The sequence below is a fragment of the Cryobacterium sp. PH31-O1 genome (assembly GCF_030063455.1).
Classification (GTDB): domain Bacteria; phylum Actinomycetota; class Actinomycetes; order Actinomycetales; family Microbacteriaceae; genus Cryobacterium.
In genome coordinates, this window is sequence record NZ_JASITB010000004.1 from 161,774 (window position 1) to 186,158 (window position 24,385).

Annotated in this window: 23 protein-coding genes; 8 read left to right on the plus strand and 15 right to left on the minus strand. The window is 63.3% G+C overall.

From position 1 onward, the window contains the following. Nucleotides 1-54 precede the first annotated feature (54 nt). From QMK31_RS10000 to QMK31_RS10010, 3 genes are all read right to left on the minus strand, one after another. Nucleotides 55-1,029, minus strand: coding sequence for a carbohydrate ABC transporter permease (locus tag QMK31_RS10000; protein WP_283500802.1), 975 nt, complete (start codon nucleotides 1,027-1,029; stop codon nucleotides 55-57). Further along, nucleotides 1,026-2,159, minus strand: coding sequence for a carbohydrate ABC transporter permease (locus tag QMK31_RS10005; RefSeq protein WP_283500803.1), 1,134 nt, complete (start codon nucleotides 2,157-2,159; stop codon nucleotides 1,026-1,028). The genes QMK31_RS10000 and QMK31_RS10005 overlap by 4 nt, the downstream gene beginning before the upstream one ends. Nucleotides 2,160-2,308: 149 nt before the next feature. Continuing rightward, nucleotides 2,309-3,628 (minus strand): ABC transporter substrate-binding protein, encoded by a 1,320-nt coding sequence (locus QMK31_RS10010; RefSeq protein ID WP_283500804.1) that lies wholly within the window; start codon nucleotides 3,626-3,628, stop codon nucleotides 2,309-2,311. A 320-nt stretch (nucleotides 3,629-3,948) separates the two neighbouring features. Between QMK31_RS10010 and QMK31_RS10015 the strand changes: the two genes are divergently transcribed. Next, nucleotides 3,949-4,962, plus strand: a complete 1,014-nt coding sequence (locus tag QMK31_RS10015) for a LacI family DNA-binding transcriptional regulator (protein WP_283500805.1) — start codon at nucleotides 3,949-3,951, stop codon at nucleotides 4,960-4,962. A 13-nt stretch (nucleotides 4,963-4,975) separates the two neighbouring features. Here QMK31_RS10015 and QMK31_RS10020 read toward each other — a convergent pair whose 3' ends face one another. Then, nucleotides 4,976-6,205, minus strand: a complete 1,230-nt coding sequence (locus QMK31_RS10020; RefSeq protein ID WP_283500806.1) for an MFS transporter — start codon at nucleotides 6,203-6,205, stop codon at nucleotides 4,976-4,978. Further along, nucleotides 6,189-7,433: an amidohydrolase family protein gene (locus tag QMK31_RS10025; protein ID WP_283500807.1), complete on the minus strand. Its 1,245-nt coding sequence runs from the start codon at nucleotides 7,431-7,433 to the stop codon at nucleotides 6,189-6,191. The genes QMK31_RS10020 and QMK31_RS10025 overlap by 17 nt, the downstream gene beginning before the upstream one ends. 650 nt (nucleotides 7,434-8,083) lie before the next feature. Between QMK31_RS10025 and QMK31_RS10030 the strand changes: the two genes are divergently transcribed. After that, nucleotides 8,084-8,752 carry a GntR family transcriptional regulator gene (locus QMK31_RS10030; RefSeq protein ID WP_283500808.1) on the plus strand — a complete coding sequence of 223 codons (669 nt, stop codon included), beginning with the start codon at nucleotides 8,084-8,086 and terminating at the stop codon, nucleotides 8,750-8,752. Between the two features lie 178 nt (nucleotides 8,753-8,930). On the opposite strand, the gene rplL is transcribed toward QMK31_RS10030, so the two are convergent. Next, entirely contained in the window at nucleotides 8,931-9,314 is a 384-nt protein-coding gene (rplL, locus tag QMK31_RS10035) for a 50S ribosomal protein L7/L12 (protein ID WP_092340409.1), read from the minus strand. A 53-nt stretch (nucleotides 9,315-9,367) separates the two neighbouring features. Further along, on the minus strand, nucleotides 9,368-9,883 hold the full coding sequence (gene rplJ, locus QMK31_RS10040) for a 50S ribosomal protein L10 (protein ID WP_092340410.1): 516 nt from the start codon (nucleotides 9,881-9,883) through the stop codon (nucleotides 9,368-9,370). A gap of 328 nt (nucleotides 9,884-10,211) precedes the next feature. Between rplJ and QMK31_RS10045 the strand changes: the two genes are divergently transcribed. Then, nucleotides 10,212-11,813, plus strand: coding sequence for an MDR family MFS transporter (locus tag QMK31_RS10045; RefSeq protein WP_349361556.1), 1,602 nt, complete (start codon nucleotides 10,212-10,214; stop codon nucleotides 11,811-11,813). Beyond that, entirely contained in the window at nucleotides 11,810-12,295 is a 486-nt protein-coding gene (locus QMK31_RS10050) for a MarR family winged helix-turn-helix transcriptional regulator (RefSeq protein ID WP_283500809.1), read from the plus strand. Before QMK31_RS10045 ends, QMK31_RS10050 begins: the two co-directional genes overlap by 4 nt. A gap of 24 nt (nucleotides 12,296-12,319) precedes the next feature. On the opposite strand, the gene QMK31_RS10055 is transcribed toward QMK31_RS10050, so the two are convergent. Beyond that, nucleotides 12,320-14,059 carry an O-antigen ligase family protein gene (locus QMK31_RS10055; protein WP_283500810.1) on the minus strand — a complete coding sequence of 580 codons (1,740 nt, stop codon included), beginning with the start codon at nucleotides 14,057-14,059 and terminating at the stop codon, nucleotides 12,320-12,322. A 152-nt stretch (nucleotides 14,060-14,211) separates the two neighbouring features. Then, complete coding sequence (locus tag QMK31_RS10060; protein WP_283500811.1) at nucleotides 14,212-15,486, minus strand: hypothetical protein; 1,275 nt, start codon at nucleotides 15,484-15,486, stop codon at nucleotides 14,212-14,214. 4 nt (nucleotides 15,487-15,490) lie between these two features. Here QMK31_RS10060 and QMK31_RS10065 point away from each other — a divergent pair, with 4 nt between their 5' ends. Further along, nucleotides 15,491-15,640 (plus strand): hypothetical protein, encoded by a 150-nt coding sequence (locus QMK31_RS10065; RefSeq protein ID WP_283500812.1) that lies wholly within the window; start codon nucleotides 15,491-15,493, stop codon nucleotides 15,638-15,640. A 238-nt stretch (nucleotides 15,641-15,878) separates the two neighbouring features. Here the strand turns inward: QMK31_RS10065 and QMK31_RS10070 are convergent, their stop codons facing one another. Together QMK31_RS10070 and QMK31_RS10075 are read right to left on the minus strand one after the other, a co-directional pair. Then, entirely contained in the window at nucleotides 15,879-17,393 is a 1,515-nt protein-coding gene (locus tag QMK31_RS10070) for a sensor histidine kinase (RefSeq protein WP_283500813.1), read from the minus strand. Continuing rightward, complete coding sequence (locus QMK31_RS10075; protein WP_283500814.1) at nucleotides 17,393-18,139, minus strand: response regulator transcription factor; 747 nt, start codon at nucleotides 18,137-18,139, stop codon at nucleotides 17,393-17,395. The genes QMK31_RS10070 and QMK31_RS10075 overlap by 1 nt, the downstream gene beginning before the upstream one ends. A gap of 287 nt (nucleotides 18,140-18,426) precedes the next feature. Between QMK31_RS10075 and QMK31_RS10080 the strand changes: the two genes are divergently transcribed. The 3 genes from QMK31_RS10080 (at nucleotide 18,427) to QMK31_RS10090 (ending at nucleotide 21,151) form a co-directional block, all read left to right on the plus strand. Further along, on the plus strand, nucleotides 18,427-19,329 hold the full coding sequence (locus QMK31_RS10080; RefSeq protein ID WP_283500815.1) for a hypothetical protein: 903 nt from the start codon (nucleotides 18,427-18,429) through the stop codon (nucleotides 19,327-19,329). 136 nt (nucleotides 19,330-19,465) lie between these two features. Next, nucleotides 19,466-20,113 carry a YqaJ viral recombinase family protein gene (locus tag QMK31_RS10085; RefSeq protein WP_283500816.1) on the plus strand — a complete coding sequence of 216 codons (648 nt, stop codon included), beginning with the start codon at nucleotides 19,466-19,468 and terminating at the stop codon, nucleotides 20,111-20,113. Between the two features lie 60 nt (nucleotides 20,114-20,173). After that, on the plus strand, nucleotides 20,174-21,151 hold the full coding sequence (locus QMK31_RS10090; protein WP_283500817.1) for an NADP-dependent oxidoreductase: 978 nt from the start codon (nucleotides 20,174-20,176) through the stop codon (nucleotides 21,149-21,151). Here the strand turns inward: QMK31_RS10090 and QMK31_RS10095 are convergent. From QMK31_RS10095 to QMK31_RS10110, 4 genes are all read right to left on the minus strand, one after another. After that, nucleotides 21,115-21,756: a signal peptidase I gene (locus QMK31_RS10095; protein WP_283500818.1), complete on the minus strand. Its 642-nt coding sequence runs from the start codon at nucleotides 21,754-21,756 to the stop codon at nucleotides 21,115-21,117. The genes QMK31_RS10090 and QMK31_RS10095 overlap by 37 nt on opposite strands. Nucleotides 21,757-21,764: 8 nt before the next feature. Continuing rightward, a complete protein-coding gene (locus tag QMK31_RS10100) occupies nucleotides 21,765-23,057 on the minus strand; it encodes a fibronectin type III domain-containing protein (RefSeq protein ID WP_283500819.1) in 1,293 nt (430 codons plus the stop codon). 3 nt (nucleotides 23,058-23,060) lie between these two features. Next, the gene (locus tag QMK31_RS10105) at nucleotides 23,061-23,669 is read right to left on the minus strand and encodes a hypothetical protein (RefSeq protein ID WP_283500820.1); all 609 of its coding nucleotides are present in this window, start codon (nucleotides 23,667-23,669) and stop codon (nucleotides 23,061-23,063) included. 110 nt (nucleotides 23,670-23,779) lie between these two features. Continuing rightward, nucleotides 23,780-24,355, minus strand: coding sequence for an alternate-type signal peptide domain-containing protein (locus QMK31_RS10110; protein WP_283500821.1), 576 nt, complete (start codon nucleotides 24,353-24,355; stop codon nucleotides 23,780-23,782). Between the last annotated feature and the right edge of the window lie 30 nt (nucleotides 24,356-24,385).

A 24,385-nucleotide genomic window follows, 5' to 3' on the forward strand; every position in this document is an offset into this window, starting at 1 on the left:
CGGGCCGCGGGCATCCGCTTTCTCGAGAATCCAGCTCGAGTCTTTGAAACAGCCTTATCCCTTCGTAGATCCCGCGAGCAGCCCCCGCACGAAGAAGCGTTGCAGTGAGAAGAATACGATCAACGGCACCAGAATGGACAGGAACGCTCCAGCGGTGAGCAGATGCCAGTCCTGTCCGCGGGCACCGGAGAGTTCGGCGAGCAGCTTGGTCATCGGGGCGACCGCGCCATCGGCGAAGATCAGCGCCACCAGCAGGTCGTTCCACACCCACAGGAACTGGAAGATAGCGATCGAGGCGATGGCCGGCATCGTCAGCGGCAGCACGATGCGGAAAAATATCTGCCCATGACCGGCACCGTCGACCCGAGCAGCTTCAATAACCTCACCCGGAATCTCTGAGATGAAGTTGTGCAGCAGGTAGATGGCCAGCGGCAGGGCGAACATGCTGTGAGCGATCCAGACCTGAGAGTAGCCGCTGCCCGGGTTGAGCGCTTCGACGACGGGAAAGCCGAAGATAGTTCCGCCGGAGAAGAACTGAAGCAGCGGTACCAGCGCCATCTGAATTGGCACGATCTGCAGAGCGAACACGCCGATGAATAGGGCGTTCTTGCCACGAAAGTCGATCCAGGCGAAGGCGTAAGCGGCGAGGCTCGCTACCATCAACGGGATGAGCGTAGCCGGCAGGGTGATCGCGACCGAGTTGATGAATGACCCGGCCAGGTTCAGCTGGCTGTTTCCGGCGGCCAGGGCGGTGGTGTAGTTGTCGAATGTAACCCCGGTGTTGGTGAAGATGGTCCACCACCCGGTGGTGCGCACCTGCTGCGCCGGGCGGAACGAGGAGACCAGCAGACCGAGGGTGGGGATGGACCATAACACCGCGATAATGAGGGCCCCGATGGTGGCCCCGCGGCTGGTCAGCCGCTTCTTGGTTTTGCGAGCAATGGAGGATTCCAGGCGGCGTTCGCCGCGACGGATCTGCCGTTTGGTCTGGGAGTCGAGCGGAAGTTCTAGGGGCATGACCGCGCTCATCGGATTTCCCTCTGCTTCTTGATCTGGCGGGCGTTGTAAACGACGATCGGGAGCACCAGCAGGAACAGCACCAGGGCGAAGGCTGCGGAGCGGCCCTGCTCGAAGTTCTTGAACTGCGTGTACATCTCGTTGGCGACGACGCTGGTCTCGTTCGACCCGGCCGTCGTGGTGCGCACAATGTCGAAGACCTTGAGCGAGACGATAGAGATTGTCGTCAGAACGACGACGAGTGCGCTGCGGATGCCCGGAACGGTCACGTTCAGGAACTGCTCCCAGGCATTGGTACCGTCGAGTTCGGCGGCTTCCATCTGCTCGGTCGGAACGCCCTTAATCGCGGCCGACAGCACGACCATGGCGAATCCGGTCTGCACCCAGATGAGGATGACAATCAGGAACAGGGTGTTGAACGGTGAGACGGAGAGAAAATCGACCGGCTGGCCGCCAAACAGAACAACTAACTGGTTGAGCAGACCGATCTGCTCCTGGTCAGCCGGGCGGGCGGTGTAGACGAAGCGCCAGATGATGGATGCTCCCACCAGCGAAATAGCCATCGGCATGAAGACCAGAATCTTGAAGTATTTCTCACCACGACTCTTATCGATGAAGACCGCGTAGGCGAGACCGGCGATGGTCGAAATGGTGGGAACGATGAGTACCCAGACGACCGTGTTGAGCACGATGCGCACGTTCTCGGGCTGGGTGAAGATCCAGGCGAAGTTTTCCAGGCCGACGAATCGGTCTCCGCGGGCGTTCATGAAGGCCTGCACCGTGGTCTGAATGGTCGGAATGACGAGGCCGATGGCCAGCAGCAGCATGGCGGGAGCGAGAAATCCGACCAGCTGGAACAGGTAGCCGGCACCCTTGCGCGAGCGGTAGTCAATATAGAAGAAGCCCAAACCCAGAACGCCAGCGGCGATGATGGCCCAGGTGTACGAGTTGCCAGCGACGAGGATGAGCAACGGTGCCAGCACGCAGACCGCGAGACGAATGACCGTATAGATTCGCCCGGAGCGGGGGGCGATCTCAACAAAGAACAGGATGGCGGCGACGACAACGGCGAAGGCCAGGATGATGATTGGAACTTGCGCCAGCGCGGGGAGTTGCGCCAACCAGGAGAAGAATGCGGACATCTGAAACCTTTCGAGTACGACAGTGGACCCTCGAGATCGCGCACGAACCGGTGAAAACACATCGGTAACGTACACCTGCCAAGCGAGGTGTGCCGCCCGTGTTTCGAGGCGGGCGGCACACCGGTCAGGCTGTGGTGCTGGTTACTGGATTAGCTCGACGGCCAGCCCGCTTCGATGCTCGTGAGCACCTCGGAGGTGGGGGTGCCGTTGACCCAGCTGACAATGCCCTTGAAGAACGTTCCGGCTCCCACCGCACCCGGCATCAGGTCGGAGGCGTCGAAGCGGAACGTGGTGTCGGGGTCTTGGAGGATCCTGATCGATTCGGCAAGGATCGGGCTGTCGACGAGGTCAGGGTCGACCCCGTTATTGGCGCTGATACCGCCGCCGATCGAGACGAGGCTGTTCGCCCACTCCGGGGTGGAGAGGTATTCCTGAACGGCCTGGGTGTCGGCGTCATCGGCGAAGGCACCGACGATCTCGCCACCACCGGTCACCGCCTGGCCACCGGCTTCGATCGACGGGGTCATGAACGCCCAGATGTCCGAATCCGGGCCGACCTTCCCGCCGGCGTCACCGAGGAATCCGTCGAAGAAGGATGCCTGGTGGGTCAGTGCGCAGGTGCCGTCGACAATAGGGGCAGCCACGTCACCGAACGGGGTGCTGTTGATCGACTTCACGTCGCCAAAGCCAGCATTCACGTAGGCCGGATTGAGCAGGATCTCGCCGACCGAGTCGAAGGCTTCGGCGATGGCGGGGTCGGTGAAGGGAACCTCGTTGGCGACCCACTGGTCGTAGACGTCGGGGCCGGCCTGACGCAGCACGAGGTCTTCGACCCAGTCCGTGCCCGGCCAGCCGGTGGCGTCACCGGAACCGAATCCGGCACACCACGGTGCCGTCCCGGTCTTTTCCTGGATGGTCTTGGTCAGGGCGAGCAGGTCGTCCCAGGTCTCGGGAACCTCGACACCCCACTCGGCGAACTTGGCTGGCGAGAACCAGATGAAGCCCTTGAGATTGGCCTTGAATGGAGCGCCGTAGAAGACGTCGTCCACGGTGCCGTACGCCTTCCAGTCAGCCGACCAGTATTCGTCGACGTTGGCTTCGACGGCGGCGGGGGCTTTCTTGATGAAGCCACGGCTGGCCAGGTCAGCCAGTAGGCCCGGCTGGGGGAAGATTCCGATGTCGGGCGGGTTGCCACCCTGGGCGCGAATGGAAATCTGGGACTCGAACTCTTTCGACGACTCGTACTGAATGTCGATGTTGTTGTCTTTCTCCCAGTCGGCCCAGGACTTCTCAAGCTGCTCGGCCTCAAAATCGGCGATGGTGCTGTAGACGGTGACGACACCGTCGCCCTCGGCTCCGGCGTCATTGGCTGTTGACCCGGGGCCGCCGGAACAACCGGCCAGAGCCAGACCAGCAATCGCCGCCATGGCAATCGGTGCTGTAATTCGACGGTGCAGGGAAGGCCGCATCTTGTTTCTCCTCGTTGAGTGGTGTTGGTGGTGCCGAATTGAGTAGTCGCCGAAAAATGGTGAACGCGGACGATCCGCCGTGCGCCGGGCGCGCGTCGTCGCAGATCGGGAACCGGTTCCAGACCATAAATTACGTGGCCGGTTGAGGGTTGGCAAGGCCGAAAATGTAACAAAATGACAAAGATTGAATTTTTCCCACTGTGTGGCCCATGAGTCTACTGAAGCAGACTTGGGTAAATCAAGGGCCGTCATGGAACCGGTTCCAGTTCGGCCGCAATAGGGCTAACCTGTTGCCAGCAGCCCTCAGGAACGGAGGCCCCATGAGCGCGATCGCCGATGTCGCGCGCCTGGCCGGCGTCGCCAAGGCCACCGCCAGCAGGGCTCTCAGCGGTCGCGGATATGTATCAGTTGAAACCCGCCAGAAGGTCATCGATGCTGCTCGGCAGATCGGCTACGTCGCCTCCCCCAATGCGGCCAGCCTGGTCACCGGACGAACCAAAAGCATTGGGGTCGTCATCCCGTTCATCAGCCGATGGTTCTTCGCTGAAATCCTCGAAAGCATCGAGGTTGCCCTGCTCGAGCAGGGCTACGACATGACGCTGTACAACCTCCCCGCGGATTCCCCCGAACGCGACAGTATTTTTGAATTCTTTCTCGCCCGCAAACGATTTGACGGCATCATTTCGATCGGTGTCGCGCTCAGCGACCCCGAAGTTGACCAGCTCCATCGGCTGGGTCGCCCGCTCGTGGGCATCGGCGGCACGATCCGGGGGGTACCGACCATCGCCATCGATGACATTGCTGCAGCCCGACTCGCCACCGAACACCTGCTCAGCCTCGGCCACGTCGAGATTCTGCACGTGGGAGGCAGCCAGCTCGACGAGATGGACTTTCACGTGCACAGCAATCGTCTGCGCGGGTTCCAGACGGCAATGCTCGCCGCGGGCCGTCATATAGACGGATGCTTTTACTCCTGCGAATTCACCATCCCCGGCGGCTACGAACGTGGCCTCGCGCTCCTCGGTGATCCGCGCAGGCGCCCGACCGCGATTTTCGCGGCGAGCGACGAGATTGCTATCGGTCTGATCGTCGCCGCTCGAGAACTCGGCATCCAGGTTCCGGCTGAACTCAGCGTCATCGGCATTGACGGTCATCCGTATGCCGACATGTTTCGTCTCACTACGCTCGAGCAGCACCCCAGAGAACAGGGCCGACTCGCCGTTGCTTCTCTTCTAAGCGCACTGGGGCCCGGGGCCGCCCCGCCTGGCAACCCGACGCTGCTGCCGACCAACCTCGTCATCCGCTCAAGCACGAGCGCCCCGCGACCGGTCTAGGCGCACCTAGCCCTTACCGGGTTGTGACTGCTACCGCAGGGTTGCCAACCAAATCAACCCCGTGCCTGCGAATGGCAACCGCAGTGACCAGGCTCAGCACCAAGCCAAGGGCAGCCATGACGAGAAAACTGGGTACCCAGCTGCCCGTCAGAGTGTGCAGGAGCCCGATTCCCAAGGAGCCAGCACCCGCGAGTGCATAGCCAGCGCCCTGGCCGAACGCGGACACGACACCGACCGTGCTTGGGTTCGAAGACATGGTCACGATCAGGCTGATAGAGAGCCCGAATGCCGCGCTCTGCACGGCACCCAAACCACCGACTGCCCAGACGACCTGATCGGCCGGAGCCAGGAGAAGCCACAGCATCCCGGCCGCGATCGCGACTCCCAGCCCCGGGCCGAACCACAGCAGAATCGACCGTTGCCGGGCAATAACGGGAGTAAGCAGTGTCGGAATAAACCCAGCGATGCTGAACCAGGCGAGCAACCAGCCGGTCTGTGCGGTGTCAAGCCCCCGATCTGTCAAAAGCAACGGCATCCATGCCGTCACCGCGAAATAAAGTAGTGCCTGCACCCCGAACACCAGGGTGAGTAGGGCGATCGTGCCCACGGAATTCGAGGTGAAGACGATTTTCGCGCGCGACTCGCCTCGCCCACCGCCTGCGGTGCGCGCGCGGAGAACACCCAGAAGCAGGGACGCTGCGGCAACCGCGGCTGGCAGCGCCCACACGCCCCAGGCCACATCAATACGGTAACCGGAAGCCGCGTAGATGGGCGAGACGAACGCTGCACCCAGGGCGGCGCCCAAACCAAATGTCATGCTGCACAGCCCCACCCATAACCCGGAGGCATTCAGCGACTTGAGATACTGAGGCAGCAATGTACCAGCGGCCATGATGGCCGCACCAGCGAGAAACGTGCCGGGTAGCAGGAGCGGCAGCCAGAGTACCCGAATGACCAGCGCGGCAGCGAGCGCACACATTGACCAGAGCAGCACCCGCGACACACTGAAGCGGCGAGTGAGCCAAGGGCCGAGCGGCGCGGTCAAGCCAAAGGCGATGACGGGAAGGGTCGCGAGAACGGTCATCTCGACCCCGCTCAGGTCGAGCATCCGCTGCGCCTCAATGAGCGTTGCGGCGACGCTTGTGACCGCGGGTCGAAGGTTCAGGCCAATGAGTAGCGCTGAGACCAGACCGAGAAGTCGAGCCGTTCGCTTCTGGTGTGACGGATCAGCGGGTGAGAACACGGAGCCCGTCTGCCACAATGCGTCCGTTGTGCAGCACGGTCCGGTCAATTCCGCGATCCATGACGGCGCTGACCACGCTGTCGCCATCGACCAACAGCAGGTCGGCACGATCACCGACGGCAACGCCCGGCCGATCAGTAACCCCTGCGAGACGGGCACTGTCGTGATCCATGATGCTCGCACCGCCAATGGTAGCCACGGCGAGGCAGTGCTCAATGTGCTCGTCTCGACGAAAGTTGTTTGTGAATGCCAGCTGCCAGGTGCGGTCGAGCATGTCGCAGTTGCCGTAGGGGCTCCAATAGTCGCGCTGGCCATCCTGCCCGAGCCCGACTCGAACGCCGGCCTCGGTCAGGGCGAGCAGTGAGAGCTGCCGATTCACCGAGGGTGCGACAGTGGCCATCGCCACGTCAAGTTCGGCGAATGCATCAATCAGGCGGCTGCTCACCGCCTCAGATACCGAGCCGAGTTCGTATGCGTGAGAGAGCGTGACCTTGCCCTGCATGCCCAGCGCTCGCGGGCGCTCAAGCACTAGCTCCGTGCTGAAAACACCAAGTTCACCGGGCTCATGCAGATGGATATCGACCTCGACCTGGTACTTCTCGGCGAGACCGAAAACGATGTCGAGGTGCTTAACCGGATCACGGTCAAGCTGGCTGGGATCGATGCCACCCATGACATCAGCACCCTGCTTGAGTGACTCCTCAAGCAACTCCACTGTGCCCTTCTCCCGAAGGATTCCGGCCTGAGGAAAGGTCATGACCTGCACATCGGCGTGCCCGGCAAATTTCTGCTTCGCCGCCATCACCGCATCGAACTTCTCGAGCTTGCAGTCCACGTCAACCTGGGCGTAGGAGCGCACCCTGGTCGTTCCCTTGGCAATCATCTGCTCAAGCGTTCCGGCGACTCGTTCGTCGATGCCGATCTCGGCGGTACGCCAATTGTTACGGTCATTCATCATCATCGCCCAGACGCCAGGACCGCCGGTGTGCCTTCGAAACGGCAGTCCGATCCGAGTCGAATCGAGGTGCACGTGCACATCACTAAATGAGGGAACTACGAGCCGTCCACGACCGTCGAGCAGCCCGTCGCCGACACTCACCGCAGAACTTTCTGGGGCCGCTCGGTACGGCGAAACCTCGGTGATCCGTCCGTGCTCGATGAGCAGATCGACCGCGTCAGCACCCCACGGGCGAACGTTTCGAATGAGACGAACATTCCTGTTGGGCATTGTGTGTCCTTTCAGATCAGACGGCATGGCCCGCGAGCAGGGTTGCTGCCGTGGCCGGGTGATGGCAAGCCACGGGCCGACTGTGCTGCGCGAGATCAGGGCAACCGGGCTCTTCGTGATGCGCAGTCAGGCGATAGCGATAAGCAACGGGCCGGTTGGCCTCGTCGCGTGGACACGGGCGAGCCCGCAGAGTGGTGGTCTGTCACGCTGCTGTGCATCCCTTACGGTTTTGCTCGCTGGTGCCCGCTTTGTTATGAGTAATTGTATACCAAAGGTAGAAAAGTGTAAAAGGTCCGCGAGGATCTCTCCGGGATATTTCAGAGAAATTCATCGAAAATGTCGCGAAATTGCAGGGAATTTGATTAAATTCATCGACGCTTCGACCTTTAGCGCCTGATTGCCGCTCGCCACAGAAAGCGAGTTCTGAATACCAAAACATATTAAGTGGCACCGCTCGCGATGCAGCGTTCACGATGGCGGCCGGGATCGTCGTGCTGCGCGACGGCGTAATCCGCGACGTAGATTTAGCGGCTATGCGGCGCCGTGGGCCGGCATTGTTCAAGAAGATGCGCGCCGCCTACGCTGAGCGCGATTACCTAGGCGGCACGATAGATGACCTGTTCCCCCGGTCTTCCCCGTAATCTAGAGCAATGACCAGCGCCGAGACCGACCGCGAGTCTCTGGCCGAGCCGGTCTATCGTGATCTTCTTCGTGCGATCATCTCCGGGGCCCGTAGCCCGGGAACTCGCCTGAAGGAACGGGAGCTTTCGGAGCTCTACTCCGTGTCGCGCGTACCCGTGCGCCAGGCGATTCAACGCCTCGAGGCGGAGGGCTTCGCGCTGAGCGAGCCCCGACGCGGCGCTGTTGTTCGAAAGGTCTCGACCGACGATATCAATCAGCTTTTCGATGCGCGCCTGTGCATTGAACCATTCGCCACCCGCATGGCGGCCGACCGTTTACAGGCCGGAATCGGCGATTCCAGTCGGATGCATGAGTTTCTGCTCGACTCGACGCGGTCGTTTGAGGTGGGCGATGGAGCTCGCGGTCTCAACTCGAATCTCGGCTTTCACGACGAAATCGTGCGCCTGAGTGGCAATACTCTATTGGTTGATTTTCTGCAGCCTATGCTCGGTCGTATGGAGTGGGTCTTCGGTCTTACGCACGCCTCGCGCGAGGCCGAGCAGACCCTCGAGCACCAGCAATTGTATGAGGCTTTGGTCAGCGGAAACGCCGAGCTGGCTGCTGCGCAGGCCTATTCCCACATCGAACTTGGCCGCGCACCCACTCTGGCTGCCCTGGAATCCTTTCTCGATTCCTGACCCTGGTCGCCTACCTGTTTACGACGGCGACCGATGACGCGGCCGCTCGCTTAAAACAGGCCACCGCGGCATCACTCAAATAAGAAGGGCGTCACCTCCTCGCGGAGATGACGCCCTCTGAACTTGCCCGAAGACAAGCGCCAGTCATACCTCAATCAGAGCCCTTGTGGGGCGCAGATTACTTGAGGGTAACGGTTGCGCCAGCCTCTTCGAGGGAAGCCTTGGCCTTCTCTGCTGCGTCCTTGGCAACGCCCTCGAGGACGGCCTTCGGGGCGCCATCGACAACGGCCTTGGCCTCGCCGAGGCCCAGGCTGGTGAGCTCGCGCACAACCTTGATGACCTGGATCTTCTTGTCGCCGACGGCGTCGAGGATGACGTCGAACGCGGTCTGCTCTTCAACCTCTTCGGCAGCAGCGGCGGGGCCAGCGGCTCCGGCAGCGGCGACGGGAGCGGCTGCGGTGACCTCGAAGGTCTCCTCGAACGCCTTGACGAACTCGGAGAGCTCGATGAGGGTCAGGCCCTTGAACTGCTCAAGCAGGTCTTCAGTGGAAAGCTTTGCCATGATGTACTCCTAATAGTTTCTAAAAATTCGTGAACCGTAAACCAAGCAAATGCCTAGTTCGCGGACTCCTGCTTCTCACGCAGCGCGTCGATGGTGCGAACAGCCTTCGACAGCGGTGCCTGGAAGAGATAAGCGGCTCCGAACAGCGATGCCTTGAAGGCGCCGGCCAGCTTGGCCAGCAGCACCTCGCGGGACTCGAGGTCGGCAAGCTTGCCAACCTCCGCTGCGGTGAGCGGGTTACCGTCAAAGTAACCGCCCTTTACCACCAGGAGAGGGTTTGCCTTGGTAAAGGCACGCAGGGTCTTCGCAACGGCGACAGGGTCTCCGTGTACGAAGGCGATAGCGGACGGACCGACAAGTTCCTCGTCAAACGAGGTGATGCCGGCCTTGTTGGCCGCAATCTTGGTGAGCGTGTTCTTTACCACGGCGTACGTGGCGTCCTCACTGATGGACTTACGCAGGCTCTTGAGCTGCGCAACAGTGAGACCGCGGTACTCGGTGAGCAGAACGGCGGTCGAGCTTTCGAATTTCTCCGTAAGCTCGGCGACCGTTGCTTCCTTGTTCGCCATGGTGCTCCTCATTAATAATCATGTGCCGGCTAGCCCGGGGCGCAGACATGAAAAAAGCTCCAGCGCAGGGCGCCGGAGCTTGGGGGAACAATCCAAAAGACTGTAACTAAACTTCGAACACCTGCGCGGGCCGTTCACGTGAATGAACCTTCGTCTGCACTTCTGTCTTTCGACATAGAGCAGCAACCGGCGGTCTGTGGCTGAGGCTTACTGTACGGCACTGGTTGGGCGCGTGCAAGTCGGGGACGGCGGCATCCGCTGAACAGATGGTTGACATTCGTCAACTACTTATCTATTGTTGATAGCTGTCAATCACTTTAGGAGACGCATGAGTCGCGCCAGCCGTACCGCTCGGGAGCCCATCAACGCGGGGTCAATGACCCATCGGCAGGTGCTCGAAGCCCTGTCGGGCCTGCTGCTGGGCATGTTCGTGTCGATTCTTGCGAACACCGTCGTGAGCACGTCGCTGCCGCTCATTCTCAGCGACCTCAAGGGCTCGCAGTCCGCCTACACCTGGGTGGTCACGGCAACCCTGCTGGCTACGACGGTGAGCACACCGATCTGGGGCAAGTTCGCAGACCTGTTCAACCGCAAGCTACTCATCCAGCTGGCCCTCGCCGTGTTCGTGATCGGCAGCGCTCTCGCCGGTTTCTCGCAGGATGCTGGCACACTCATCGCCTTCCGCGTGTTGCAGGGCCTCGGCGCCGGCGGCCTGGTGGCCCTCAGTCAGATCATCATGGCCGATATCATCAGCCCCCGGGAGCGCGGCCGCTATGCCGGCCTGTTCGGCGCGGTCATGGCGCTCGGCACCATCGGCGGCCCGCTGCTCGGCGGCGTTGTGACGGATGCCTTCGGCTGGCGCTGGAATTTTTTCATCGCCCTCCCGGTAGCAATCGTCGCGATTGTGCTGCTGCAGCGCACCCTGCACCTGCCACCCCGGGTGAAGCGGGTCGTGCGCATCGACTACCTCGGCGCGGCGCTCATTACGAGCGGAGTCTCGCTTCTGCTGATCTGGGTAACCCTGGCCGGTTCGCAGTTCGAGTGGTTGTCGCTCGCGTCGTTCGCCATGGTGATTGGAGCCGTCATTATTCTCGTTGCGGCGGTTATCGTTGAGTTTCGCGCCCCGGAGCCGATTATTCCGCTCAGCCTGTTTCGCAACCGCACCTTCAGCCTCTCGACCATTGCGAGCCTCGCGGTCGGCGTCTCGCTGTTTGGCACCTCGGTCTTTCTGAGCCAGTACATGCAACTCGCTCGCGGCGCCACGCCCACCCAGTCAGGCCTGCTCACCATTCCAATGATGGGCGGCCTGCTCATCTCGTCGACCCTCTTCGGCACGGTGATCAGTCGGCGCGGCACCTGGAAGTCGATCATGGTCTCCGGCTCCGTGCTCATGCTCGTCGGCACCGCCCTGCTCGGCACCCTCGATGTTCAGACGAGCCTCGTCTTCGTGGGCGTCTATATGTTCATCCTTGGTGCCGGCGTTGGCATGGTCATGCAAAACCTCGTCCTGGTTGTTCAGAACACCATCGAGGTGCGGCACCTCGGCGTCGCCACGAGCTCAGTGACGTTCTTTCGAAGCCTCGGCGGCGCGGTCGGTGTCTCGGTGATGGGCTCCGTTCTCGGCAGCGTCGTTGCCGCACAGATCACGAGCAGCGTCGCCGGCCTAAGCCGGTCCAATCAAGCGGATGCCGCCCGACTGCTCGGTGACGGCGTCATCCCGCAGGTCAACTTATTGCCAGACGTGCTGCGCATCATCGTGGAAACAGCCTATGGTTCCGGCGTCGGCACGATTTTTCTGATCAGTGCACCGTTGGCGCTGGTGACCCTGCTCACGGTGTCACTGCTGCCGAATCATGCGCTCGGCACGGAGACCGGTATTGATCGTGCTCGCGATACGAACCTGGTGTCGGCGCCGGAGACCGCGGCGTGAGTGAGTCCGGAGGCCACGTCGTGGGAGGAATCGTGCAGCCGCTCGCGGTCGATGGTGATAGCCCGGAGCTAGCCAGGGTCGAGGCGCAGATGGCGATGCTGGCCGCGAATATTCGGGCCAGCACGCGTTCGACCGCTGCCGTCATTCACCCGACCCTGGAACCGTTCGGGCTGGCCCTGCTGCGCGTGCTGGCACGACGCGGCGAAACGCATGCCGGGGTTGTCGCCGATGTGCTCGCGGTGGATCGCAGCATGATCAGCCGTCAAGCGAAGCTGCTCTGTGCGCTCGGGCTCGTGGAGACCCGGGTCGATCCGCTCGACGGACGCGCCCGCTTTCTGGCTTTGACGACCCTCGCCGAAGAAAAACTTGCCGAGATTCGCCGCAACAGAACGGCCCTTGTGCACCGGCGGCTCAGCCGGTGGACGCCTGGCGAGCTGGACGAGTTCGCCACCCTGCTGGAACGGCTGAACCAGCCCGACTAGGGCTGGCACCGCGTCGGCGCAAGCCTAGGGAGCGGATGCGTCGGGTAGGCCGGCCACGCGGGCATACTCACGCTCAGCACCGAGCGAATCACCCTGCATCGCGAGCACATCACCAAGTTGCCTGGCGACGGACGCGTCGAAGGGTGCCAGTTTCGCCAGGGACCGAAGCGTTGCCTCAGCTCCGTGCAAATCACCGCCGATTTGCCGGGCGGCGGCGAGCGCTTTCGCCGCCGAAATGTTGGAGGGCAGGCTTACCAGCGCCAACTCTCCCCAGTTCACCGCCTCGGGCAAGGCACCCGGAACACCGGCAGCCGCTGCTGCGGTGAAGGACTGAGCAGCGATGCTCGTGACGCTAGCGTCCCACGGACGCAAAGACTGTGCCAGCTCGAACGACGCGCGCGCGGCGGCGACGTTCCCGGTCCGAGTGGCGACGATACCCGATTGCAGTGGCAGCTCTGCCGAAGTGACGAGCACCAGCCAGGACAGCCAGAGTGCCAGCAGAACCGAGCGTGCGCGGCGCCAGGAGACACGGTTCGCCACAACCGGCAGCCATGAACGAACCCCGGTCGTGGCATCCGCTGAAATGAGCGCGCCGCAGAGGAGGGCGGCGAAAATGGCCGTGGCGGGCGCCGTGAAGTGGGTGAGCAACGCGACCGCGTAAGCGGTCACGGCCGCGAGCGCACCGGCCACAAAATCAGCCCCAGAAAGATTGCCCGCTGCGCAAAGCGAGCGCCAACGCCGTACGGCCGCGACGACGATACCACCGCAGATCGCGACGATCACAGCGAGATACAGAACCCCACCGTCGAGGGCTGCCTGCAGCAGCCAGTTGTGCGGCGAGTCGAGGGTGGTGTCGCTGCCAACCCGAGCATACCAATTCTGGTCGTGCTGGCCAACGATGGCGTCGACGAAACCGCCAGGACCCACCCCGGTCAGCGGGTGAAGGGCTAGTAATTTCAGGCTTTCTGACCACATGAAGAATCGGTCTTCGAGGCTGCTCGCCGACAATGGGCTGGCCCCGAGAAGTCGGCTTCGAGTGAGCGGAACGGCCAATGCTGCACCACCGACGAGCACGATTGCACCGGTCGCGACGCCCAGAAAACGAAGCACCCCGCGCCGAGTGCCGCTCTGCGCCAAGCGGATGATTTCGCTCACGCCCACAACAATGGCTACCACGACGATTGCCAGGACAGCGGCACGTGATGCCGATACGATGACCGCCGTGAGGCCGCCCGCGACTCCACCGGCCAGCGGCAGCCGGGTTGACAGAGACGCGCGCGCTGCTCCGCCCGCCCAAGCACGAATCATCGGCAGCATCAGCATCGCCACACACAGCGCCCCGACGATGCCCTGGTCGGTGGCGTTGCCGGCAAAGGCGCCGGGTCGCGCGAGGTCAGAGGGGATGGGACCGAGCCCAACCGCTTCCAGCAACGACACGAATCCCATGAGCGCCGCGGCCACGATAACGGCGCGGTGCAGGGTGCGGAGCCCGCCCGGGTCGGCGCGTGGTCCCAGCAGACGTGCTCCCAGCCATACCGCACCGAGGTACACCGGCAGGGCAACGAGACCCTCGTAGCGCGGCCAGCTGCCCCAGAGCTGTGCGGCCGGGTTCGCAGAGGCGAGTACCGCGATGAAAAGGAGCCCTCCCGCAGCGGCGACGAGAATCACGAACCACCGAGGCAGGCGTCCACGGGCGACGGATAAGGAACCGATGACTACCGCGAGGGCGAGCAGGGCGTCCTTAGGCAGGATCCAGCGACTCATAGCATCCGGTACGAAGAACACCACGGTTGATACTGCAAACCACAGAGCAATGGTGCCCGCCTTTGACGGCTTGACGAACACTGCTTTGGGCGCAACAACGCGACCCCGAACATCTCCTGTTCGGGGTCGCGCGCCTGAAGTTGAACGGCCCGTTAGAACACCATCACGGAGCGCGTACGAACCGCGCGCCGGTTTCGAACGGCCAGGAGTACAGCTCCAGCAACGGCGAACAGCGCAGCGAGGCCGCCGAGCAGAGTCGGGCTAACCGGTACCCCCGTCTCGGCCAGCGCCGTCGTGGTTGGGATCAGCGAGACCGTTCCATCCGCTGCCACACTGACAGCCGTCGATCCAAATCCAGTGAGTCCTGCACCGACAACAATATGGTGGTTTCCAGCCGGAATGCCTGCCGGCAATGCGAGGCTTCCGCTGAGAACACCATTCTTATCCGCGGTGAGAACCCCCAGAAGTACTGGGTCTGAGTGCAGCCAGATTTCAACCTCTTCGAACGGGTTGAACCCTGTACCGGCGATCACAATCGCGCCGTTCGGCGAGATACTGCTCGTCGCGGACGCCTTCGTTGGAGAAGAAGTCGGGACGGTGTTGGTATGCGTAGGCGTAGGAGTCGGCGTCGGCGTCGGCGTCGGAGTCGGCGTCGGCGTCGGAGTCGGAGTCGGCGTCGGCGACCCTGGAACGGTGTAGGTCGCCAGAACAACGCCATCCAAGGTGACCGAGGCGGATTCGCCGGGCTTGAGCTCTCCGAACACATGATAAACAGCCCTGCCGGCGGGGACATCAACGACAGTCCCCACTCCGTTGGCTGTCACCGTGAACGACTTATCTTCGTCGGTGAAGTTCAACAGATCGGTGGAATCCGCGCCGATAGTGGCGGATGCTACTGCTGCTCGCGAGGCGAGCTCCGCGCTAACAACGAACGGCGTTCCCACGACGGGAGTGACGGTTTTTGCTGAAGCGAGATCGGGAGCGTCCTCGTAATATTCCGGTATGAAAGATCCAATACTCGAGTTCGTGCCAAACCCAATTTTGTAACTCCCCTTATCGAGAGTCAGGGAATAGCTGCCGTCGGAATCTGTAAGGTTGTCCTGTCTGCTGAACGATCCATCGATTGTCATCGGCGACACTCGGATTCCGGGGATTGCTGTGACCGCTCCGTCCGCTGCTTTCTCTGTAACTATTCCCTTGATAACAACACCTCGCTGCAACTCAATATCAATGTCAAGCCGAGCTTCACCGGCCGCGACCGTGAAACTGCCATCTTGAGGCGTTCCCGTGCTGATTGGTGAATAGGAACGTTCCAGATAGCCTGCAATGTTGTCTGGCCGCGTGTAGGACCGATTGACTCGGACGGACCAATTACCCGGAACTACCTCTGCCGAATAGTGTCCGTCTCTGTTGGTGTCGACGGACATCTGGATGTTGTTGGGGAGCCCTCTATTTTCCAATTGGACGGTCACGTTCGCCATCGGTGTCGACGCGCCGTTCAGTCCCTCGCCGGTGATCGTGCCCGAGATCGTGGCCGTCGTTTTCACCTCTGTGGTCGAAACCTCAGAGGTGGCGCGCTGAGTTGACACTGAGGCAGGAACCCCGCCCAAGGGCGCAGCCTGCGCGGGGGCAATGACGAGGCCGCTGAGAGCAACAGCGCCGGCCATGACCAATGCAGTCTCAGGGTGTCGCGGTAGCCCCGCTGCGCCACCGCGCCACCGCGCCGCCGACATGCCCGAAAACTACCGAGAGTCCTCGTTTGAACGGGGACTCTCGGTAAGTTTGGGGCCTCTCGGTTTGCGTGAGCGGATGCGGCGGCTCAGGCGAGCGGCAGTTCGACCCGAAACTGGGTACGGCCCGGCTTGCTGTCCACGGTGACCTGGCCTTGGTGCGCCGCAACGACCGCGGCCACGATCGCCAGGCCGAGGCCGGTGCTGCCCGTTCCGCGAAAGCGTGAGGTGTCACCGCGGGCGAATCGTTCGAACAGGGTGTCGGTAAGGGACTCGGGAATGCCCGGACCGTTGTCGGTCACCGTGATGACGGCCCGGTCACCGACCGCCTCCAGCGCAACGACAACTTCGCTGCCGGTGTCCGTGTGCACTCGCGCGTTGGCGAGCAGGTTTGTGACGACCTGACGCAGGCGCGGCTCGTCACCGATCGCCTCGAGCGGTTCATCCGGTAGCTCGAGGGTCCAGACGTGATCGCGTCCGGCCGCGTGAGCGTCACTCACCGCGTCGACGAGCAGCATGGTGAGATCGACCGGTTCCCGTTCGAGTTCGCGGCCCTCGTCGAGACGGGCCAGGAGCAGCAGGTCTTCGACCAGTCCGGTCATGCGCACCGACTCGGATTCTATGCGGCCGAGTGCGTGGATCGCGTCGGGCGGTAGCTTCTGACCGCTGCGACGGGTGAGCTCGGAATAGCCGCGGATGGAGGCAAGGGGTGTACGCAATTCGTGACTGGCGTCGGCGACAAACTGGCGCACTTTTCGTTCGCTGGCCTGACGAGCCTCTAGCGCTAAGTCAACGTGGTCGAGCATTCGGTTGAGGGCGGCACCGACCCGGCCCACCTCGGTACGCGAATCGGTGTCGCCGCCGGGCACCCGGTCGTCGAGGGAGACCTCGCCGCGGTCCAGCGGTAGCTGCGAGACTCGGGTAGCGGTCTCGGTCACGCGCTGCAGCGGTCGTAGGGCCAGCCGCACGACCCAGGCCGCGATAATGGCCACCACGATAAGTCCGGCGAGTGAGACAAACGCAATGATCAGGGCTAGCTGGGCCGAGGTGGCTTCGACACCAGATAGCGGCAACCCAACAAGATAGAGGGTGCCGTTGCGGGAGGTTTCGGCCTGCACCCGGTATTCGCCCAGTTCTCCACCGAGGTTCACGGTGACCGTTTGCGCCTGGGTAACGTTGTAGACGAGCAGCTTTACCTGCTCGGCGGTGAGCTCTTCAATAGTGCCGCTTTGGTCATCGGTGTACCCGGTCGTGATGGTCGCGCGATCATAGACGAGGGCGAGCAGGCCCGGCGGTTGCGCCGGGCCGTTGAGGATGCTGTTGGCCGTGGGCGTGCCGAAGTAGGGATTCCCGGGGGTATCCCCCAACCGGTCCCCATCATTGTCGCTACCCAACACGGCGCTGGAGCGATCGGCTGAGGATGCGAGTTGCACGTCGAGCCGATCCATCAGGGAGGCGTGCAAAATCACCACGCTGACAACGCCGATCGTAATACTGACGAGGGCGAGAAGGCCGACGACGGTAAGCACGAGGCGCCGCTGCAGGGTCCAGGGCGCGCGCGATCGACCGCTGCGCGGCATCCGCTCGGTTGTACGCCCCGGCATTAGGCAGTTTTCAGCATGTAACCAGCACCGCGCACCGTGTGGATCATCGGCTCGCGACCGGCATCGATCTTCTTGCGCAGGTAGGAAATGTAGATCTCGACCACGCTCGACTTGCCGCCAAAGTCGTAGCTCCAGACCCGGTCGAGGATCTGCGCCTTGCTGAGCACCCGGCGTGGGTTTCGCATGAGAAAGCGCAGCAGTTCGAACTCGGTAGCGGTCAGTTCGATAGCGTCGCCATCGCGGAAGACCTCGTAGCTGTCCTCGTCGAGGGTGAGATCGCCGACGGTGATGCGCGGGTCGGTCGAGTCGGCCACGGCGAGGGTGGAGCGGCGAATGAGGCCGCGCAGCCGGGCGACGACCTCTTCGAGGCTGAACGGTTTGGTGACATAATCGTCGCCGCCCGCCGTGAGCCCGGCGATACGGTCGTCGAGCGAGTCCTTGGCGGTGAGAAAGAGCACCGGTGTTTCGTAACCGTCGGCGCGCACCCGCTGCAGCACCTGGAGGCCGTCGATGTCGGGCAGCATGATGTCGAGCACGATGGCGTCGGGCCGGAACTCGCGGGCGATGGTGAGAGCCTGGCGGCCCTCGCCGGCGGTGCGCACCTCCCAGCCTTCGTAGCGCAGGGCCATCGAGAGCAGATCGGTGAGGGTGGGTTCGTCGTCAACGACCAAAACCCGGATGGCACTGCCGTCGGCCTTGGTCAGTCGCGGGCCGTGGCCGGTGTGCGTGGTCTCACGTGAGCTCATGCTAATAAGTATCGCTACTTTCCTATGAGCTGACTATGTGTCGACCGTGCCGCATCTGTGAGCGGGCTTGCCAAAACCTTGCCGGGGCGCAGGGATCCACTGCGGCTGCGAGATCGACGGCCGGCCCTCGCCGTCATTGGATATGGAGCGGCAGACGTTTGGTTGCCTCTTCGAACAATCCTTGGGATTCTTCCCAGATTCTGCCGTCAAACCTGAGGTTGGAGCGGCAGGATCGGATCAGGATCCAGCCATCAGCCGCGAGGCACCACACGGGGGACAAACCAGCCATGACCATGCCAGCACTGCGCTACCGGCGCGCACCGGCCCCCAGCCCGGCAATACTCGCCCTCGTTGACTGCGCGCCTGCGGGTGCCTACAACCTGACCGATGTCGGTGACAAGACCTATTTTCTCGTCTACGGAGGAGCTGCCGTGTTCTGCTTCGACGGCACCGCCCTCATCACCCTGCCGGGCGCGCCGGTGGGCATTACGAGCCTCGTCGCCGTGGGCAGCGACCTGTACCTCACCGCGGAGTCTGACCGGCATCCGGGGCTCACCTCGATCTACCGGTATCGAACGGATCGGTTCACGTTCATCGCCACCACAGAGGCGTCCCAGCTGCTCCTGACCAGTTTTGGCGGGCGGGCGTACTTTCGGTTGAAGTCCGGCCTGTGGTACATCAACGAACGGCGCCTCGTGGCGGTGTCAGGCTCCCCCGAGGACATCCTGGCCCTGACGGTGTTCCGCGAAACGCTCTATGTCGTTCATCATGACTCCGAAATGTACGCCATCTCCACCTACGACGGATCTGGGTTCACCCGGTTGGAGAGCGTACCCGCCGAGGGTCCTTTCGGGTTCGCTGCCCTCGATCAGGGACTGTATATCCGCACGCACCGTCACGTCTACGTCTGGCACGAGTCAACCTTCCGCGTCGTCGCGACCGCGCGATTCACTGCCCTGGTGGCCTGTGACGGGGTGCTCTACGCCAAGGCCTTTGGCACCAACAAGCTCGGTGTGCTGGGCCACGACGGCTTCGTCGAACTCGCCGATGTCGCTTCGGCGCATGGGGAGATCCACGTCTCCCGGGGTGCTTTGTACTTTCTCGATCGGGCCGGGGCACTCTGCACCTATCGACGTGCAGCCTCGCCGGTGCATGCGCTTCTGGCACTGGCGGGAGTCTTGGAAGGCTGAAGCGAGAGGCAGGCCGACGTGCCGACACGTCATCGTGGCGCGGCCTCATCGCGTCGTGTCGGCTGGGCCAGCATCAATCGCGCGGCACCCCGTGGCGGTGGCGCGGCGATCGTGCCAGCGGGCACACAATAGAGGAGTGCCGAATTCCACGCTGTCCCTCTTCGATCTGGACCAGCCCTCGGCATCCGTTTCGCTGCCGGCACCGGCACCGCACACGCTGCGCATCGTCGCCGACTCCACCGACCGGGTGGCGTGGATGCGGGCGCGCAATCAGGGCATAACGGCAACGGATGTCGCGAAGCTGTCCACCCCGAAATCGATAGTCAATGCCGCGCGCGACAAAATGCACGGCACGAGTTTCTCCGGCAACAGCTACACCGACCACGGTCGGGCCCGGGAACCGGTCATCGCCTCGTGGGTGTTGGAAAACTACGGGATCGAGCCGAGTACCAACCTCTTTCGATCGCTTGGACACCCGCGTCACCTGGCTACCCCCGACGGCGTCGGCGTCGCGGCCAATGGCGATCTGCACCTCGCCGAAATCAAGACCACGAGCAAGCCGTGGCGCAGCATCCCGCGCAGCTACCTTCGCCAGGTCTGGTGGCAACAATATGTGCTCGGCGCCGACCGCACGCTGCTGGTCTGGGAGGAGCACCTCGACTTCGTGCCGGTCGCGGCCGTGCCGCAGTTTCGCTGGATCGAGCGCGACGAAGACCAGATCGCGATTCTGGTCGGCCTGGCCAACGCTCTCATCGACAACCTCGACCAGCAGGCTCGCCGCTAACGCCCTCCATTCTTCGGACGGGGCCGCAGTGCAGGGGCGGGGATGCAGCAGAATGGGGGCATGTCTCCTGACTTCGAACTGCCAACAACAATGCGCGCCCTCGTCATCGACGAAACCGGCGCCCCCGAGGTGTTGCACCTGGCCGAGCGGCCGCTGCCCCGGCAGATTTCCGACGAGGTGCTCGTGCAGGTCCTCGCCGCCGGCCTCAACCCGATTGACGCTAAGACCCGCTCCGGTAAGGGGGTCGCCGCCGCGATCGAAAGCTACCCGGCCGTTCTCGGCAACGATTTCAGCGGCGTGGTCGTGCGGGCGGCGTTCGAGTCCTCACCGCTGCAGCCTGGTGACGCGGTCTACGGCATGGGCCGGGTGCCGCGCACCGGCGGCAGCTTCGCCGAATACGTCTCGGTATCGAGCATGAGCGTCACCCGCAAGCCGGCCCGGCTCAGCCATGCCGAAGCCGCCGCCGTTCCGCTTGCCGCCCTCACGGCCTGGGGCATGGTCACGCTGGCCGGGGCTGCGCCCGGGCAACGGATGCTCGTGCACGCCGCAGCAGGCGGCGTCGGCCACTTCGCGGTGCAGTTCGCCCGCGCTCTGGGCGCCCACGTGACCGCAACCGGATCTACCCGCAACCTCGACTTTCTGCGCGAGCTCGGAGCCAACGAGGTCATCGACTACACGACCACCCGCTTCGAAGACGTCGTGCACGAGCTCGACTCGGTCATCGATCTCATCGGCAACGTGCACGACAACACCGGTACTCGATCCCTCACCGCCCTTCGACCCGGTGGGCTACTGGTGAACGCGCCAACCGGCAGCTGGCCGAGCATGGCAGCGGATGCCGCCACCGCTGGCCGCCGCGCGACCGGTTTCAAGGTGTCACCCGACGCCCGCGCCCTCGACGAGATCTCGAAACTGCTCGACGCGGGCACCGTGCGGGTGCACGTGGACGCAGTGTTCGACCTCGCCGACGGCGCGGCTGCCCACCGGCTGATCGAAGAGGGTCATACCCGCGGCAAGATTGTACTGCGCGTCTCGTAGGCGGCACCGCTGCCCCTTCTCGGCGAGCGGTGATGTTTCGGGAGGAGGGAATCGGAAACGTCAGATGGGCGCTTACGGGCGGCACGGATGCCCCCAAACAGCATCACTATGGAATAGCTCAGTAGCACCACAGCGACGGCCGGAACGATCAGCGCTCGGCTGGTTCCGTTGACGATATTGTTGACAAGGCCGATCCAGGGAACGGAATACCAGAGCCGCCCCTGAATCTGGGCTGACTGCACCAGTTCGGCGTCGGGAAGGCTGTTATTGTCGCCCTGAAACTGAAAACTCCGGCTGCCGTCAGTCGAGGAACTGATCGCGATGATGCGGTGGGTGATGACTTCCGGCTGGCCGGAATGCATTTGGTAGGTGGCGACGTCACCGATCACCAGGTCATCGGTGTTGACCGGGCCGACCACGATCAGTGTTCCAGGGGGAAGCCGCGGCTCCATCGAGCTCGTCAGCACGGTCAACGGGGTTGCTCCCATGACCTTGGGCACGATCACCAGCAGAGCAAACAGCGCCAGCACGAGCAGGAGGAGTGCCCCGCTGAGGTACACGCCCAGGGCGTGCGGCAGGCCGTGCGGCCTGGGCGGCGTAGCCATGGGGGCCATCAGTTGACCGCCGTCAGGGTGAATTGCTGGGCGCTGACCGCGGCACAGTTCTGCGTCTGCAGCGCCGTTCCGGCGGTGTAGCTCGGTACCGCGATGCATTCCGTCTTGTTTCTGTTCACCTGCGTCGTGAACTGATACAAACCGTTGCCTGAGATCATGCCGCCCCATTGCTGGCTGGAGTCATTCGTGTTGCGTGTCGCCACAACCAAGGCTCTGGAACTCGTGCGCTGCCAAACCAGGCCGGCCGCCGCTTGCGAGTTGATGAGGTACTCGCTCTGGTTGATCAGGTCATATTGCCAGAGCTGGGTGGTCAGGGCGTCGTTGCACACTTGAATGGTCACCGCTGCGTTCGCAGTGGAGGGTCCGGTAACGCAGAGCAGCCCGCTCTTCACTCGGTACCAGCCGGTCGATGACGGCACTGAGCTGGTTGCCGCCGTGGCGTCTGAGGATTTGACCGATGCGTTGCCGGCGGCGTCGAGCGCGTCGACGGTGTACGTGTAGGTCGTGCCAACGTTGAGGCCGGTATCGGTAAAGGTTGTACCGGTGATGCCCGAACGTATCAGTGCCCGGTCGCGATAGACACGATACGAGGCCACGCCGACGTTGTCGGTTGCGGCCGTCCAGCTGAGGGTGGCGGAGGCATCCGTTGTCGAGGTGTCATTCAGGTTGGTCGGCGCGGTCGGCGGCGTCGAGTCCGCCACGGCCTGAACGACGGTGACCGAGGCGATCGCGGTCTTCCAATTCGTGCCGGCCACGGCGCTCAGATTAAGCCGAGCCGCTACCTGGCCGCCAATATAGGCCCCCGGAATCGGTGATGACATCGACGTGCGCACGCAATACACAATGGACGCACTCGCAGGGAGGGGTCCGGTTAGCGTTGTTCCGCTCGACCAGGTGTGAACCGTCTGGTTTCCGGGCAGCGCCGCGCCCGGCGTGCAGTTGACGGCGGCGGCAACCGGCCAGGTCGTCACGGTGATCGCTCCGGCCAGGGCTGCGGGCGTCGACGTCGCGGCGACGAGTGTAAGAGTGTAGGAGGAGGGCACGGCCCCGTTGGTGAGGGTGATCGGTTTCGTCGCCACCAGGGCGGTCGACGTGTAGTCGAATTTCAGCTGGTCGAAGCCGGACTGCCCAATTGTCACGCTATTGGAGGCCACCGAGCCGGTCGCCTGCACCGCCGCGGTCGTCCAAGCGGCGTGGGCCGCCCCCGAGGCGGCGAGTACGAGAAAGAGCACCGTTCCGAGCAGCGCAGCGGTGCGCTGTCGGCGCGAGCGAAATCGTTGTGGGCGCGTCATGACTCAGGCCTGCCCCCCGATGAGAACGACGGAAAAGTTTGCCGCCGACGACGTCTGACTTGAATCCGGTGCGTTCACCGACAGCGCCACCGACACACAGAGTGTTTGTGACTGTGCCTTGGCGATGGGCGCTCCGACTGGCCCCGGCGGGGCGACGGCGAAGGTTCCGGTCCAGGTGGGGCTGACGCCACTCGTGCACGAGGCGGCGTTCGCCACGGCAGCGAGCCCGATGACGAGTGAGCCGGAAAAGTTCGAGGTGACCGTCGGAGCGATCAGTGAGGAGACGGTGACCGTCAGGGGCACGTCACCGGTATTCGTGACGGTGACCGGGGCAGCGATCACCAGTCCGGGGTACAGGGCGACGGCGGGCAGCGCCAGAGGCGACACCGTCATCGTTGCCGTTCCCGAGGTCATCGTCGCCGGGCGGGTCGACGTGCTCGCGTTCAACAGCGCATAGGTGCCCCCGGCAGCGGTCGTTGCCAGTATGACCGCGAGAAGTGCGGATGCCGCGGCGAGCACCAGGGAGCGCACCCGCAGCCGCGGGAGCGCTCGGGCACGAGTGCGTCCAGTCAGAGTCAGCGCCTGGACCGACGACCCACGAGCTGTCTGCATGCCTTCACCGGGCTTTCTGGTTTTCAAGGGAACGGGGTGGGGTGCACACGATCCGGAGTGCCCGTCGTCGGGTGACGGGCACTCCGGTAACGGCGTCGGAGCCTCAGCTGTTAGGAGGCCTGCAGCAGGGTCACGGCGAGGGCGTTGAGGTTGACCGAGCCGAGCTTGGCGTCATTCTCGAATCCGGCTACGGTGTTCTTGGGAAACGCCAGGGTTACGGTCACCGTGGCGGTGCGGGCTGCGACCCCGGTCGCTGTGGGGGTGATCGTGAAGGTCGGGCTGGTTCCGGTGATGCCCGCTCCGGTGATCGCCAGAACGGCGTTCCGGGTGATGTACGCCGCGAGGCGCACATCGGCAGGGGTGGCCGAGTTCGTCGGCACGACAGTGGCCGGATCGACGGCGAGGGTCGCGATCAGGTTGTCGCCCGTTGCGGTGATGTCCACCGTCTTCGTGTAGGTGAGGGTGTCACCGGGCACGATGCGGTAGCTGCCCAGGGAGATCACGGTGGGGCCGCTCTTCCAGACGCCATTGCTGGGGGCCGTGTCACTCACCAGCAGGGTGCCAGCGGTAATCGTTCCGCCGGAAAGCGTGGCGCTGGAGTTCCACAGCGCGAACGTTCCCGCACCACCGAGGAGCAGGGTCAGTCCGGCGGCGCCGGCGATGGCGCTTACGAGAAGCTTGTTCATAGGAGAAACCTTTCGACGTGTTCGACTCAT